The organism is Paraburkholderia sp. BL10I2N1, assembly GCF_004361815.1.
Taxonomy (GTDB): Bacteria; Pseudomonadota; Gammaproteobacteria; order Burkholderiales; family Burkholderiaceae; genus Paraburkholderia.
Map to the genome: position 1 here is coordinate 1,614,182 of NZ_SNWA01000002.1, position 15,945 is coordinate 1,630,126.

At 64.5% G+C, this 15,945-nt stretch carries 11 protein-coding genes; 2 read left to right on the plus strand and 9 right to left on the minus strand.

The genetic code is table 11. The annotated features are described in order from the left end of the window. Positions 1 to 10: 10 nt before the first annotated feature. From B0G77_RS29300 to B0G77_RS29335, 8 genes are all read right to left on the minus strand, one after another. A complete protein-coding gene (locus B0G77_RS29300) occupies positions 11 to 1,468 on the minus strand; it encodes an efflux transporter outer membrane subunit (RefSeq protein WP_133665398.1) in 1,458 nt (485 codons plus the stop codon). A gap of 10 nt (positions 1,469 to 1,478) precedes the next feature. Further along, positions 1,479 to 3,062, minus strand: coding sequence for a DHA2 family efflux MFS transporter permease subunit (locus B0G77_RS29305; RefSeq protein WP_133666926.1), 1,584 nt, complete (start codon positions 3,060 to 3,062; stop codon positions 1,479 to 1,481). A 46-nt stretch (positions 3,063 to 3,108) separates the two neighbouring features. Next, a complete protein-coding gene (locus tag B0G77_RS29310; protein ID WP_133665399.1) occupies positions 3,109 to 4,206 on the minus strand; it encodes an HlyD family secretion protein in 1,098 nt (365 codons plus the stop codon). Between the two features lie 87 nt (positions 4,207 to 4,293). After that, on the minus strand, positions 4,294 to 4,710 hold the full coding sequence (locus B0G77_RS29315) for a MarR family transcriptional regulator (protein WP_133665400.1): 417 nt from the start codon (positions 4,708 to 4,710) through the stop codon (positions 4,294 to 4,296). Positions 4,711 to 4,788: 78 nt separating this feature from the next. After that, positions 4,789 to 5,211 carry a MarR family winged helix-turn-helix transcriptional regulator gene (locus B0G77_RS29320; RefSeq protein WP_133665401.1) on the minus strand — a complete coding sequence of 141 codons (423 nt, stop codon included), beginning with the start codon at positions 5,209 to 5,211 and terminating at the stop codon, positions 4,789 to 4,791. A 110-nt stretch (positions 5,212 to 5,321) separates the two neighbouring features. After that, the gene (locus tag B0G77_RS29325; protein ID WP_133665402.1) at positions 5,322 to 6,212 is read right to left on the minus strand and encodes a transglutaminase family protein; all 891 of its coding nucleotides are present in this window, start codon (positions 6,210 to 6,212) and stop codon (positions 5,322 to 5,324) included. Then, positions 6,209 to 8,806: a circularly permuted type 2 ATP-grasp protein gene (locus B0G77_RS29330; protein ID WP_133665403.1), complete on the minus strand. Its 2,598-nt coding sequence runs from the start codon at positions 8,804 to 8,806 to the stop codon at positions 6,209 to 6,211. The genes B0G77_RS29325 and B0G77_RS29330 overlap by 4 nt, the downstream gene beginning before the upstream one ends. A gap of 25 nt (positions 8,807 to 8,831) precedes the next feature. Continuing rightward, positions 8,832 to 12,302 carry a transglutaminase family protein gene (locus B0G77_RS29335; protein WP_133665404.1) on the minus strand — a complete coding sequence of 1,157 codons (3,471 nt, stop codon included), beginning with the start codon at positions 12,300 to 12,302 and terminating at the stop codon, positions 8,832 to 8,834. A gap of 320 nt (positions 12,303 to 12,622) precedes the next feature. On the opposite strand from B0G77_RS29335, the gene B0G77_RS29340 reads away from it, so the two are divergent. Continuing rightward, entirely contained in the window at positions 12,623 to 13,717 is a 1,095-nt protein-coding gene (locus B0G77_RS29340; RefSeq protein ID WP_133665405.1) for a putative zinc-binding metallopeptidase, read from the plus strand. A gap of 34 nt (positions 13,718 to 13,751) precedes the next feature. Here the strand turns inward: B0G77_RS29340 and B0G77_RS29345 are convergent, their stop codons facing one another. After that, complete coding sequence (locus tag B0G77_RS29345; protein ID WP_133665406.1) at positions 13,752 to 14,174, minus strand: phasin family protein; 423 nt, start codon at positions 14,172 to 14,174, stop codon at positions 13,752 to 13,754. Positions 14,175 to 14,516: 342 nt separating this feature from the next. Here B0G77_RS29345 and B0G77_RS29350 point away from each other — a divergent pair, with 342 nt between their 5' ends. Then, positions 14,517 to 15,944, plus strand: coding sequence for a cytochrome P450 (locus B0G77_RS29350; RefSeq protein ID WP_133665407.1), 1,428 nt, complete (start codon positions 14,517 to 14,519; stop codon positions 15,942 to 15,944). Position 15,945: the final 1 nt, after the last annotated feature.

A 15,945-nucleotide genomic window follows, 5' to 3' on the forward strand; every position in this document is an offset into this window, starting at 1 on the left:
TCCGGTGGGCTCAGTTCGCCTTTGCGGGCGCAGGCGCCGCCGGCACGCTCGCCACCGTCGACGTATCCTGCGCATCCCACCCGCCGCCGAGCGAGCGATACAGCGCAACCGCCGCGAGCGCGCGTTCGCGCTTCGCCTGGTTCAGCGATTCCGCGTCCTGCAGATAGGCCTCCTGCGCCGCGAGGACATCCAGGAAGCTCGATGCGCCGCCCTTGTACAGCTCGCTGGAGAGCCGCAGCGCCTGGCTCGATGCATCGAGCGCGCCGCCGAGCCGGTCGACCTGCTCGCCGCTTGTCACCAGATCGCTGCGCGTATCCTCGATTTCCTTGAGCGCCTGCAGCATCGTTTGATGCAGACCGAGTTGCGATTCGCGCATCTGGCTCTCGCTCTTGTCGATGCCTGCGGTGATACGGCCCGCGTTGAAGATCGGACTCGTCGCGTTCAGCGCCGCGCTAAAGAGGTTGTCGGTCAGGGTCGGCAGGCCGAGGTACGACGATGCAAGCAGCCCGGTCGTCAGGTTCAGGCGGAACTGCGGGTAACGCTGCGCCTTCGCTTCGCCCACTTCCGCGGCGCGCTGTTCGACGCCGGCATAGGCGGTGCGAACGTCGGGCCGGCGCAGCAACGCCTCCGACGGCACGGTCTGCGGCACGCTTTGCGCGGGCACCGGAATGTCGCGTGCGTCGGCCAGCAGCAGAGAATCGACGCTCTCCGGCGTGCGGCCCGAATACACCGCAATCAGGCTCAACTGATGCTGGATCGTCGACTGCACGCGCGGAATCTGCGCCTGCAGATCGGACAGCTGGTTTTGCGCCCGGGCGACGTCAAGCTGCGTCGAGAGCCCGTAGTGCAGGCGCTCCTGGGTCAGGCGCAGCGCACGCGCGCGGATCTGCTCGTTGTCCTTGACGATCTGCATCTGCGACTGCGCCCAGCGCAGATCGATATACGCGGCCGCCGTATTGGCGGCGAGCGCGAGCCGCAGTTCGTTCAATGCTTGCTTGCTGCCGCTTACCTGGGCCTGCGCCGCAAGCAACGCCAGCCGCTCGCCGCCGAACACGTCGGGCGTCCAGCTTGCCGCGAGGCCAATGCCGGCCTGCCGCACGTAGCCGAGCGGCGGCGGGGTGTTCTGCCGCGTGTTGGACGCTGTCGCGGTCGCATTCAGTTCCGGCAGCAGATCTGCGTGACGCTGCTTTGCCACGTCCTGCGCCTGCTTGACGCGCTCAGCCGCGGCCGCTACGTCGAGGTTGTCGTCCAGCACCGATGTCACGAGCTGATGCATCACCGGGTCACCGAAGTCCTTCCACCACGCGTCGGCGGCCACCGGCGCCTCGGGAGCCGCGACGCTCCACGCGTTTGGCGCGACGGTTTGCACGGTCTCGTGAAGGTCCGCGTGGGTTGCAGGCTGCACCGCGCAGGCGGCGAGACTCAGCGCCGCGATGCCTGCCAGGATCTTTGCAAAGGTTGATTTCATGTCGGGTCTCTCAGTGAGCGTCAGGAGGCGGTGCGGTGTTGCCAAACGGGCGCGAGAAAGCCACGCTTGCCAGGCCGACGACAAAGCAGAGCGCCACTGCGAGAAAGGCATCGGAGAAGGTCAGCACGAGCGCTTCGCGCATCAGGAGCGAATGCAGCACGTCGAGGCCGGCGCTCGCCGAGTCGAGCGCGTCGCCGCCGATTGCGGCCAGGTGCGCGGCCTGCTGATGAAGCAGCGATTCGACGACGGGCCGCCCCGCCGTGACGTGTTCGTCGAGGCGCTCGAAGTGCAGGTTCAGGCGGTCGTTGAGCATCGTGCTGGCAACGGCAATGCCAATCGCGCCGCCGAGATTCCGCATCAGGTTGAAGAGCCCGCTCGCCGAGCGAAGCCGCGAAGGCGGCAGCGACCCGAGCGCCATCGTGACGATCGGCGGAATGCAGAACTGTTGCCCGATACCGCGCAGCGCCTGCGGAATCAGCAGTTCACGCCAGCCCCACTGGCTCGTCAACGGCACGTACAGGTAGAGACCGACACCAAAGCACACGAGGCCGAATATCATCAGCAGGCGCATATCGATCACGCGCGCCAGCAGCGAATACGCGACGAGTGCAATCAACTGGAAGCAACCCACCGAGAGCAACGCAAGACCAATCTGCAACGAGTCGAAGCCACGCACACGCGCGAGAAACACCGGGGTCAGAAACACCGCGCAGAAAATGCCGACGCCCGTAATGAACGACAACAGGCTGCCAATGCCGAAGTTGCGGATCGCCAGCGCCCGGAGATCGACAATCGGTTCCTTCGCCGTGAAGGCGTGCACGATGAACAGAAAGCCGCAGATCGCGGAAATCCACGTGCACAGAACAATGACGTCATCACCGAACCAGTTCTTGCGGGGGCCTTCTTCGAGCACATATTCGAGGCAACCGAGAAAGCCGGACATCAGCAAAATGCCCAGGTAGTCGCCCTTTTTAAGCAGCGAGAGATCGACTTCATCGATGTGCACGAACTTCGGCACGAGCACGGTGACGAAGATGCCGGGCACGACGTTCAGATAGAACAGCCAGTGCCACGACCATTGCGAGGTGATCCAGCCGCCGATCACCGGGCCGATCGTCGGTGCGAGCGATGCTAGAGCGCCGATCGTCGTGGAAGCGATCAGCCGCTGCTTGCCGGGGAACAGCACGAACGCGGTCGTAAAGACGGTGGGGATCATCGCCGCGCCGAGCGCGCCCTGCAGGCCGCGAAACACGATCATCGAGTTGATATCCCACGCCAGGCCGCACAGCATGCTCGTCACCGTGAAGCCGAACGCGGAGGCGGTGAAGAGCCAGCGCGTCGAAAACACACGCGTGAGCCAGCCAGACATCGGGATCACCAGAATCTCGGCGATCAGATATGAAGTCTGTACCCAGGACAACTCGTCCTGGCTGGCCGACAGACCGCCGCCGATGTCCCTCAGTGACGACGCAACGATCTGGATGTCGAGCGTCGCCATGAAGAAGCCGAGGCACATCAGCGCGAATGCGAAGACTTTGGTGCGCGTCGGCTGGTCGGCGGGATTGGCCGGGAGAGCGGCAGGACCGGAGTTCATGGAGAAGGCGTTTGTGCGGTTCATGATCGTGTCGCCTGCTCGCTCATCAAGCCTGACCGGCGAGGTGCACCCTCACCGTCGCCGACAGGCCGGGCCGCAGCACGCGTTCCATTTCCTTCGACACATTCAGGTGGACGCGCACCGGCACGCGCTGCACGATCTTCGTGAAGTTGCCGGTTGCGTTTTCTGCCGGCAGGACGCTGAAGGTCGCACCTGTTGCGGGCGCCAGGCTTTCAACCACGCCGTGGATCCTGCCGCTGGAGGCGTCGAGATCAACATCGACCGTATCGCCTACGCGCATCTTCTTTAACTGGTCTTCCTTGAAGTTGGCATCGATCCACAGGCCGCTCGACGGCACGACCGTCAGCAGCGAGACGCCTACGTTCGCCAGCAGGCCGACGCGTGCCGTGCGGTTGCCGACGTAGCCGTCGATGGGCGAACGGATGGTCGTGTACTCGACGTTCAGTGCGGCCACGCGCTGTGCCGCCTCGGCCGTCGCCACGCGGGCCTCGGCATCGCCAATCTGCGCGTCGAGCACGACCAGTTGCCGCTGCGCCGCGGTGAAGGCTGCGTTGCTGCGATCCACTGCGGCACGTGCCTTGAGCAGGTCGGCGTCCGCGCGTTCGACGACCTGGTTCGACACGGCGTCGTCCTTCACCAGTTCTCGATAGCGTGCCTCGTCCGAGGCGCTGCGCGTCAGTTCCGCACCCGACGCGCGAACTTCAGCGGACTGCTCGTTGATCGTTGCCAGTTGCAGCGATTTCTTCGCCTGCAACTCGGTGACTGCCGCCTTCGCGCCTGCCACTTCGGCATTGGCCTGAGCGAGACGCGCATCGTAGTCGCGCGCATCCAGCCGGATCAGAACCTGATTGACGTGCACGTGCTCGTTGTCTTTCACCAGCACGTCCGTCACGAAGCCGCTCACCCTCGGCGCCATGACGGTGACGTCCCCACCGATGTACGCGTCATCGGTCGTCTCCACGAAGCGGCCAACGATGAACCAGTACGATCCCGCGGCGACGAGCGCCACGAGCACAGCGATGACAGCAAGCAGCATCCACGGGATGCGGCGCGCTGCACGCGCGCTGCCAACGGTGCCGGCGGGTGCGCTGGCGGGGGCGAGAGTCGACGGGGTAGTGGACATGTTGATCTGTGCGTATGCACTCCATTGCTTCAAAAAATGGCGCACTGATCTGCGCCGGCCATTTCCTGCTTCGTGCGAGCCTCGAATCTATTCCTGTGTCAACGCAAGCAGCTCCCGGCGCAGCGCTGCTGCGCGCGCGAGACCGAAGCGCTGCTCGAATTCATCCTGCGCTGCAGACCAATGCTGCCGTGCCGCGAGAATCCGTTCTTCGCCGTCTTTCGTCAGACCCAGAACCAGGGCGCGCTGCTCCGGTTCGAGCGAGTCGGTGAATACCAGCCCGTCGCGCCGCAACGGCTGGATCGCCCTAACCAGCGACGTGCGCTGCAACACCATCTCGTCGGCCAGTTGCTTCATCGTCAGGCGGCCCGCACGCCTGATTCGTCCCATGATCGAAAACTGCGTGATCGTCAGGCCTACGTTCGCGAGATGCCGATCGTAAAGCTGCGATACGTGGCGCGCAGCCTGGCGGATCGCAAAACAATCGTCTTCAGGAGCAAAGGGCATGTTCGTTAGCCGGTTTATAAGTGAGTATGCACACATCAAAACGTCGCAAACTCGCCGAAGTGCTTTGCACCCGGCTCGCTATTCGGTGATATCAAACAGTTCTGAACGCAGCGCCTTGGCGCGTGCCCGTCCGAATTTCTCTTCGAACTCGTCCTGCGCCGCGCGCCACGCGACGGCAGCCCGATCGAAGGTTTTTTCGCCGCTTTTCGACAGACTGAACTCAAAGGTCCGTCCGTCATGCTCCGCCGATTCGGTCTCGACGAGCCCGTCGCGTTGCAGCGGCTTCATTGCGCGGACCAGCGTGGTGCGATCCATGACCATGGCGTCGGCGAGGTCCAGCATCGTCAGCTTCGGCGTACGGGCCAGTTTGGCCAGAATCGTAAACTGCGCCGCCGTCAGGCCGACCTGCCCTAGGTGGCGCTCGTAGATCTGCGTCACGTGACGCGCCGCCTGCCGCAGCGCGAAACAGTTGCATTCGTCGTAGGAGATGGGTCGATTCATGAAAGGCAGTATATGTGTGCATACGCACACTGTCAAGTACTCCATCCACGCGCGATCATCCCTCCCGACGGGTATCCTACCGGCGCCGATGCCGGATCCGCGTCAACACGCTAGAGCGGGATCACGCTGACGCCGACCTCTACGCGATGCGCGCCGCCGCCGAGAATCATCCCGCGCAGCAGCGACACGTCGCTGTAGTCGCGCCCGGTGGCGAGCGTGATGTGGTCGATATCGGCGAGGACGTCGTTGGTCGGGTCGAGGTCGATCCAACCGCTACCCGGGCAATACACCGACACCCACGCATGCGACGCATCTGCGCCGATCAGACGCGGCTGCCCCGGCGGCGGATCGTTGCGCAGATAGCCGCTCACATAGCGCGCCGGCAGCCCGAGCGAGCGCAGGCAGGCGATCATCACCTGCGCAAAGTCCTGGCAGACGCCGCCCTTCAACTCGAACGCGCGCTCGGCCGGCGTATCGAACATCGTGGCCGACGGCCTGTAATCGAAGTCCGCGTGAACGCGATGCATCAGATCGACCGCACCGACCGCGATCGGCGTGCCCGGCGGAAAACTCGGCAGCGCATAGGCGCGCAATCCGGGCAGCAGAACGATATTCGGCGACGCGAAGCAGAACTCCGTCTCCGGCCGAAACTGACCGCCGACGCTAAAGCGCAGTTCGTCGGCCACGACATCCCATGCGGGCGTCGATTCCGGATCGAGCGAGGTCCAGCGCGGCGTCAGCTGCACGGTCGTTTCGCTGACCAGTTGCAGGCGTTCGTGCGGCGTGTCGAGCGCGAAATACAGCACGTCGTTGCCGAAGGCATCGATGCGGCTATGCAGGTACGATGGCGTCGGCTCGATCCGCTCGGCGTGGTTCACCACCCGCTGCCACTCGCACGCAAGAGGCCGGATCGTCGCCAGATGCTGCGCGGTTTCGACGAAGGTCGAATAGTGATAGGTCGTCCGGTGCAGCACCGACAACACGGTATGCCCAGCCGTCATGACGACACCCGCGATGCCAGCGTATTCGCGTGGCTGAAATAACGGGCGCTGATCTCGTTGGCCGCGACCGCCACGAACGTATTGAGGTCGTTGCACAGGTCGATCAGTTCGAGATAGTCGCCGTCCGCGTCCGCCGAGCATAGCCGCTCGAGCGTCGGCAGCGTATCAACCGGCCGCATCAACGCGACGAACGTCTTGTGCCGCGAGTTGCCGGCCGCAACCGTGATCTCGTCGAGCTTCTTGCACAGGCGTTCGTATACGCCGTACAAGCCGCGAGGATTGGTCGGCTCGACCACCAGCAGGTCGAGCAGCGCAGGCAACTCAAAGCGCCCCGGATAAAGCGAGCGGTATGTCAGCGTGCTGTCGAAAAGTTGCAGCAGCAGATCGAAGCCCTCGGGCGTCGCCAGTTGCCTGCCCTCGGCGACGATGCGCAAGGTCGTCGTCATCGCCGAGATACGCTCGATGTGTCGCCCGACGAAGAGCAGTCGCCAAGCCTCGTCGCGCGTCATCCGGTCACCCTGTGCGCCGCTGATCGCCGAAAGCTGCGTCGACAGATGTTCGAGCGCGTTCATCAGCGTCACGCGGTCGTAGCGGTCCCGGCGCCCCTCCTGCAAGGAGGTGAACGCAGGAGAAGGCGTCAACGTGGTCAGCGCGTCGCGGAAATCGTTGCGCGCCGCCACGATGGTGCGCCAGTGATCGCTCGACAGCCGGCCACGAATCTCGCCGCTCGCACGCGCCTGCGCGGCAAGATTCTGGCCGATACTGGCCGCGCCGGTATGCTCGTTGAGGTTCGCCACGAGGGTGCGTTCGAAAGCCTGCGGCGAGCGTTCGGGCAGCATGTCGACCGCCGGAACGAGGCCGCTTTGCAGCGCCAGTTCGACAAGCGTCGAAAACATCACATCGGCATCGTTGTTTTCCAGCGAACCGAGTATCAGGCGCAAAAGCCGCACATTGTTTTCTGCGCGTTCGCCGTAGCGCCCCGACCAGAACAGGTTTTCCGCAGCGCGGCTCGATACCGTCCGATGTTTGCGGGCAAGATCGCCGGGTTTGATCGGCGAAGGCAGCAACGAGAAGGTCGAGAACGGCTGGCTCGACAACACCCAGGTATCGACGCTGCTGCCGCCGAACTGCATCGACACGGTGGACTGCCGCTCGGCGGCAAGGCGCGTGAAACCGCCGGGCATCACATGCCACGCGCCGTTGAAGTCGGCAATCGCGAACACCCGCAGCACCGACGGGCGCCCGCCGATCCTGCCCTCTTCGTAGCGCGGTGTGCAGGAGTACGGAAGCGGCTGCTGGATCGTGAACGCGTCGGGTGTCGTTTCGATGCGCTCGCGCCACGCGTCGAGCCGTTGCGGTCCGATCGCTACACCGGGCACCCCTTCGCGCTGTGCGTCGGGCCACGTGGGAATCAGAAAAGCGCTGTCCTGTTGCGCGAACGCATGGGCGCGCGCGGCATCTTCGCCGCACCACCACGTCGGCACGTCGGGCAACACCAGTTCTTCGTTCAGCAGCGCATCGGCGATGCCCGGCATGAAGCCATGCAACGCAGGCGATTCAGCGAAACCGGAACCCGGCACGTTCGACACCACCACGTTGCCTGCCCGCATCACCTGTAGCAGCCCCGGAATGCCAATCGTAGAGTCGGCCCGCAGTTCGACCGGATCGCAGAACGCATCGTCGAGCCGGCGCAGTACGACATGCACACGCTCGAGTCCGCCGAGCGTCTTCAGATACAGCATGTCGTTGCGCACCGTCAGGTCCTTGCCTTCGACCAGCGTCACGCCCAGATAGCGCGCGAGAAAGGTGTGCTCGAAATAGGTTTCGCTGTACGGTCCCGGCGTCAGCAACGCGATATGCGGCGACCCGTCTTCACCTTCGTGCATCGTGTCGCGGGCCAGATTCGCAAGCGTTCCGACCAGTTGCGAAAACGACGGCGCGAGGCGGGACACGCGCATCTCGCGGAATGGCTCGGGGAACAGGCCCGACACGATGACACGGTTTTCCAGCGCGTAGCCGAGTCCCGACGGTGCTTCGGTGCGATGCGACATCACCGTCCAGCTGCCATTCGCGGCCCGTGCCAGATCGATTGCCACGAACTGCAGATACTGGCCGCCAGGCGGCGTGTAGCCCTTCACCGGACGCAGATAGCCGGGATGGCCGAACACCAGCGCCGGCGGCAACAGGCCTCGTTTCAGCAACGTCTGCGGGCCGTAGATATCGGCGACGATCGCGTTCAGCAGATGCGCGCGCTGCGTCACACCACGCTCGATTTCCGCCCACTCGTCCTCGTCGATCAGGAACGGCAGCAGATCGAGCGCCCACGCGCGCGATTCGCCCTTGTCTGCGTAGACGTTGTAGCTGATGTCGTTATCGCGGATCTGCTGCGCGACCGACGCCACGTCGAGATCGAGACCCGCAATGCCGTCTTCGCCCAGCAGTTCGAAAAACCGCCGCCATGGCTCGCGCAACGCGCCGTCCGCGTCGCGCAACTCGTCCCAGTGGCCCTCGCGTGCAGGCAGGGCGCGCAGCACCGCTAGCGCGTCGGCGAGGCCTGCGGTGGGCTCGAAGGGAAAAGTCGATTGAAAGGCCAAGGTCGTATGAAGTTAACTGTTCGATTCACCAGTAACGCAGATCCAGCGTGAACGGAAACTCCAGGCTGCGTTGCGGCACTTCGACGGCGAGCGGCCCAGGTGTATGGCCGATCGTGAAGAAGCGCGAGCGCCGCCGGCTCTCGGCTTCGTACGCGTTCACCGGGAACGTCTGGTAGCTGCGTCCACCCGGATGAGCGACATGATACTGGCATCCGGCGATCGAACGGCCCGTCCATGTATCGACGAGGTCGAAAGTCAGCGGCGCATCCACGCCTATGGTAGGGTGCAGCGCCGACGGCTGCGACCATGCGCGGAACCGCACACCCGCAACGTGTTCGCTGGTCCGGCCGGTCGGCTGCATCGGCAGCGGGACCCCGTTGACCGTCACCACATGGCGGTTATCGTTCAGACCGAGCGCCCGCACCTCGACCCGCTCCACCGACGAATCCACGTAGCGCACTGTCCCGCCGGGCGCGCCCTCTTCGCCCATCACGTGCCACGGTTCGAGCGCGCTGCGTATCGTCAGCGCAATGCCGTTCGTTGTGATCTCGCCGACCAGCGGGAAACGGAATTCGTAGTGCGGCGCGAACCACGCCCGATCGAACGCGTAGCCTGCTTCGGCGAGATCGGCGAGCACGTCGTCGAAATCCATCTGCACGAAGCTGCCGAGCAGGAAACGGTCGTGCAGTTCCGGGCCCCAGCGCGTGAGACGCGTCGTGTACGGCGTTTTCCAGAAACTCGCGACGAGCGCCCGCAGCAGCAGTTGCTGCACGAGACTCATGCGCGCATGCGGCGGCATTTCGAAGCCGCGCAGCTCCAGCAGGCCAAGGCGGCCGGTTGGACCGTCGGGCGAATACAGCTTGTCGATGCAGAACTCGGCGCGGTGCGTGTTGCCGGTGACGTCGATCAGGATATTGCGCAGCGTCCGGTCGACCAGCCACGACGGCAACTGCCCGCCATTGCGTCCGCCGAGCCGGTCGATCTGACGTTGCAGTTCGAGGAAAGCCAGTTCCAGTTCATAGACCTGATCGTTGCGCGCTTCGTCGACGCGCGGCGCCTGGCTCGTCGGTCCGATAAAAAGACCGGAGAACAGGTACGACAGCGACGGATGGTTGTGCCAGTAAGCGATCAGGCTCGCCAGCAGGTCGGGCCGGCGCAGGAACGGACTGTCGGCGGGCGTGGCGCCCCCCAGCACGAAGTGATTGCCGCCGCCTGTGCCGGTGTGGCGGCCGTCGAGCATGAACTTCTCGGTCGACAGATACGACTCGTGCGCCGACTGATAAAGATATTCGGTGTGATCGACCAGTTGCTCCCAGTTGGAAGCCGGGTGGATGTTCACTTCGATCACGCCCGGGTCGGGCGTCACCTGCAGCATCTTCAGGCGTGGATCGCGCGGCGGCGGATAGCCTTCGATGATCACCTTCATCTGCAGCTCGGCCGCCGTCGCCTCGACTGCGGCGACCAGGTCGAGATAGTCGTCCAGCTCGGTCAAAGGCGGCATGAATACATGAAGCAGCGTGCGGCCGCTGCCAAAGTTTTTGGTCTCCACCTTCGGGCCAGCCGCGCGCGCCGGGTCGCGGGCTTCGACGCACAGCGCTGTGCGTGTGATCCAGCTTGCCGATTCGCCGCGTTCGGGCATGCGTTCCGCCGCGCTCGCCCAGGCTGCGCCCGGGTCGCCACGGCCGGCGCGATCGCCGGCCATTCCGCCGCCGGTACCTGTCACCCCGCCCTCTTCACGAAACGCGGCTTTCGAAGCCGCACCGCCCGCGTCGTACTGCATCCGCAACTGCGCCGCCGAGCGCAACGGCGCAGGCGGCGCAAACGGATCGTGGGCGTGCTGCCACGGATAGTCGGTCTTCGACACCCACGGCAGCGATTCGAGCGGCAGCCGGTAGCCCATCGGCGAATCGCCGGGTATCAGGAACATGCGCTCGTCGCGAAAGAACCACGCGCCGCTCACCCACTTTGGCCCCTGCAACGGCGTGCGGTCCGAGCGCGACAGCGGCAACACATAACCCGTGACGCTCGCGAGGCCCGCATCGAACACGCGACGCAAACGCGCGCGCTCCAGTTCGTCGTCGAGCTTCGATTCGAACGGATCGACGTTCACCGGCAGGCGGCGTTCGCGCCACAAGTAGTAGAACGTGTCCTCGTAGCCGGGCTGGATGGTTCTGGTATCGAGCGCCAGCTTGCCAGCCAGATGCTGGATGAAGCGCTGCGCATCTTCGGCGGTATAGCGGCCGGGGTCGCGCTCGTCGGCGAAAAGCGACGGGTCGTGCCAGCACGGCTCGCCGTCCGCCCGCCAGTAAAGCGACATCGCCCAGCGCGGCAACTGCTCGCCCGGGTACCACTTGCCCTGCCCGATGTGCATAAAGCCGTTCGCGCCGTAGCGCGTGCGCAGCTTGTCCATCAGCGCGACCGCATAGCCGCGCTTGGTCGGCCCGAGCGCGTCGGTGTTCCATTCGGCGGCGTCACGGTCCCGCACGGCAACGAAGGTCGGCTCGCCGCCCATCGTCAGGCGCACGTCCATGTCGGCCAGATGCTGGTCGACCCGCTCACCCATCTCCACGACCTCGGACCAGACTTCCTCCGTGTAGGGCTTCGTCACGCGCGGCGTTTCAAGCACGCGCTGGATCGTCATCGTGTGCTCGAATTCGACCTCGGATTCGTCGACGGCGCCCGAAATCGGCGCCGCGCTGCCTGGCTCCGGCGTGCAGGCGACCGGAATATGGCCTTCGCCGGCCAGCAGGCCGGAGGTCGGATCGAAGCCGATCCAGCCCGCGCCCGGCAGGTAGACCTCGCACCACGCGTGCAGGTCGGTGAAATCGACTTCCGTGCCGCTCGGGCCGTCGAGCGATTTGGTGTCGGGCGCGAGCTGCAGCAGGTAACCGGACACGAAACGCGCCGCCAGACCCAGCTGGCGCAGCGTCTCCACCAGCAGCCAGCCCGAATCACGACAGGAACCGGAAGCGTTGACGAGCGTTTCCTCCGGGGTCTGCACGCCCGGCTCCATCCGGATCAGATAGCGGATCTCGCGCTGCAGACGCTGGTTCAGGTCGACGAGGAAATCGGCCGTGATGCGCGGCGTCCGGTCGATGCTCGCCACAAACTCCGCAAAACGCGGCGTCAGCTCGGGCTTCACCAGGTACGGCGCGAGTTCGCGCGCGAGACCCGGCGCATACTCGAACGGGAATTTCTCGGCGGACGGCTCGAGGAAAAAATCGAACGGGTTGTAGACCGCCATCTCCGCGACAAGATCGACCGTTACCTTGAACTCGCGCGTTTTCTCGGGAAACACGAGCCGCGCCTGATAATTGGCGAACGCGTCCTGCTGCCAGTTGATGAAGTGCTCCGTCGGCTCGACACGCATCGAATACGACAGAATCGGCGTGCGGCAATGCGGTGCGGGCCGCAGGCGAACCACCTGGGGGGACAGCCCGACCGGACGGTCGTAGCGGTAATGTGTGACATGGGTCAACGCGGCACGTATGGACACACCGGACTCCTGCGCAAAGGATGGCAGCCGCCAAAAAGCAAGCTTCATGCCGTTTGTTTCGAGACCTCGCCGCCCCGCCAGTCAAGGCGGTCCGGCGAACCAGACCAGATTCGAGCGATGCGGCCGGCGCTTTTGCGTCCCACGCACCAAACCGGCGCAGCGCTCATGCCCCATCATGCACATAATGCGTGAGAAAGAAATGTCCGGCGACAACTGCGGCATGGAGATTGCTGAAGCGCTCCGGCACCCGGCGCGCAGACCGTGACATCCACCCTGTCGCCCGCGCGTGGTGCAGCCTCTTCACCTCCTCAGCGAAAACGATGAAAACTTTCCATTGCAACCGGTGCGCGCAGTTCGTGTTCTTCGAGAACGTGCTGTGCGAACGCTGCGACGCGCTGCTCGGCTATGTGCCGGAACTCGCTGAAATCAGCGCCTTCGAAGACGCGGGTGATGGCCAGTGGCGCAGCCTGCATCCACGCGCCGATGGCGCGTTGTACCGGCAGTGCCACAACTTCGAAGTGGAGGAAGTCTGCAACTGGATGATCCCGGCAGACTCGCCCGACACGCTGTGCGCCGCCTGCCAGCTGACCTGCAGGATCCCCAACCTGAGCGCGCCCGAGAACCGGCTGTACTGGTATCGCCTCGAAACGGCCAAGCGGCGCCTGCTCTATACGCTCGCTGCGCTCGGGCTGACAGTCGAATCGCGGCAAACCGATCCGGAGCATGGTCTGGAATTCGAGTTTCTGGAAGACGGCGGCGATGGCGCAAAGGTCATGACCGGCCATGACAACGGCCTCATCACCCTGAACATCGCCGAAGCCGACGACGCGTACCGCGAGCGCGTGCGCACTTCGATGGGCGAACCGTACCGGACGCTGCTCGGCCATTTCCGGCACGAGAGCGGTCATTACTTTTTCGACCGTCTGGTGGCCGACACCCGTTGGGTCAAGCTGTTTCGCAAGCAGTTCGGCGACGAACGGGCGGACTATGCCGAGTCGCTCGACGCCTATTACCGCGACGGTCCACCCGCCGACTGGGCGGAACGGTCGATCAGTGCGTACGCCACGATGCATCCCTGGGAAGACTGGGCGGAAACCTGGGCGCACTACCTGCTGATCATCGACGCGCTCGACACCGCCGCGTCGTACAACCTCGCGTTGCTGCCCGACAGCCCGGACCAACCCAGGCTGACCGACCTCACGCCCGTCGAGGAAACGAGCTTCGATAACCTGATGAAGCGCTGGTTTCCGCTGACCAACGTGCTGAACAGCCTGAACCGCAGCGTCGGCGTGGCCGATGGTTATCCGTTCGCGCTGGCGACGCCCGTCATCGACAAGCTGCGCTTCGTGCACCGCGTCATCGCGGCATCGGCGGCGAAACAAGCGGCGCCCAAAGAAAAGGCCGCTTCCATCTGACTGGAGCGGCCCTGGCCGGCATGAACGGGCGCGGCTATTTCTTCTGTTGCAGAAGCGCCCTCAACTCTTCGACATTTTCCTCGACGCGTTTCTGGATGACCGCGTACGACTCGGCCTGCGACTGATAGGCGGCCTGCGCAAGCTGCTGCATGTTGGCGAGCGCCTTATGCAACGTCTGCTGAACAAGCTCGGCAGCCTGTGGGGACGCCACACCGCCTGAACTCGACATCTGGCTGGCAAGCGCCTGCAGTTCGCCCAGCGTCGTGCGCAACATCTCGGCCTGCTTCTGCGCGAGCGACTGCATGCCCTGGAAGGCGGTCTGGTTCGCCGCGACCAGCGCTTCGACGTCCTTGCGCCGCGCTTCCATGATGGCGGGCACGTCGAAGCCGGGCAGCTTGAACTGCTCGAGCATTTTGGTGAAATCGCCAAACGGATTGGCGGCGTCAGGTTTTTCCATGCTAGATCCTCCCGAGATTGCGAACACACAGCCGTGCGCGTGGAAAGGCTGTCTGGTCCTTCTTTGCGCGTCGGCCAACCCTGGTGGCGCCACACTGCCCGCCCTGCTCGTTTAGACACAGCGCTTGCTGAATCCCGGCGGCGCGTTCCTGGATCATGCGCTTTCTGTCCGCATTGCGCCAGCCAGCGATGCCCACGCAGGGGCGATCTGCCGACCGGGTTGAGCGACGCATCCGTGACGCAATGCACTATCCTCTCTACGAGAAAGCCGGTTGCCCCAACCGGTATAACCGATGCGCCGGATGCAAAACGCATCAGCGGCGCCGCACAGAGGGCCTCATCGATGGAAGCAGCGACGAATAGGGCAACCACCGCCCGGCGGACGATCGCCGACCTGCCGAGTCCGAAAGGATTACCGTTTCTCGGCAACCTGCATCAGCTAGTGCCGGAAAGACTTCATTTGATCCTGGAAAAATGGGCCGAAGAACTGGGCACGCCCTATCGGTTCCAGTTCGCCGGCTCGCCGGTGATCGTCTGGACGGATACCGAACTCGTCCAGAGCATCATGCGCGAGCGGCCGCACCGCTATCGCCGCTATTCGACGCTGGAATCGGTGCTGGAAGAGATCGGCGCAAACGGTCTCTTTTCCGCCGAGGGCGCGGTCTGGGAACCGCAACGCCGGCTGGTCATGCAGGCGCTGTCGATTCCGCATATCAAGGCGTTCTACCCGGCGTTGAGCGTGATCACCGAGCGGCTGCATGCGCGCTGGTCGCGCGCCGCCGCGCAGGGCAAGGTCATGCAAATGACGGAAGAACTCAAGCGCTATACCGTCGACGTCACGAGCGCACTCGCATTCGGGGAAGATCCCCGTACGCTGGACAAGGACAGCGGCGTCATCCAGGAACAGCTGGCGGCGATCCTGCCGATGGTGATGACGCGCATCAACACGCCTTTCCCTTACTGGCGCTACGTCAGGTTGCCGCGCGACCGGCGCTTCGATCGCGCGCTCACCGAAGTGCACCGTTATGTGCGTCAGATGATGGAGCGTGCCCGGCAACGCATGCGCGACGATCCGTCGGAGACGCCGCGCCATCTGCTCGAAGCCATGCTGGCCATGCGCGACGCGCCCGATTCCGGCATCACCGACGACCAGGTGGCCGCCAATGTGCTGACGCTGCTGCTGGCCGGCGAGGACACGACCGCCAATTCAATCGCGTGGACGCTGCTGTATCTCGCCACCGACCAGCCGCTGCAACAGCGCCTCGCCGAACAGGCGCGAAGTGCGCTGGGCGCGTCGCCGGTGTGCCCGGACTACGCCACGCTGAAAGAGCTGGATCTGTTCGAGGCGCTCTGCACTGAAACGGGCCGGCTACGACCCGTGGCGGCCATCCAGTCGTTCGAACCGCTGGAAGATGTGTGTCTGCAGGATGTCATGCTGCCGGCCGGCACGAAGATGTTCTTCCTGAACCGTCCCGCGATGCTCGATGCCCGCAATTTCGTCGAGCCGCTCAGCTACGACCCGGACCGCTGGCTGCACCAGCGCGACCCGTCGCGCGGCGCGCACGAAACGCGCGCTTACCTGCAGTTCGGCGGCGGCCCGCGGGTCTGTCCTGGGCGGCATCTGGCCAGCGTGGAAATGCGCCTCGTGCTGTCGATGCTGATGGCGAACTTCACCGTGGAACTGGCGGTCGATCCGGGCACCATCAAGGAAGTTTCAGCCTTTACGATGGTGCCCAGTTCGATGCCGGTCAGGCTGGCGATAAGGCCCTAGC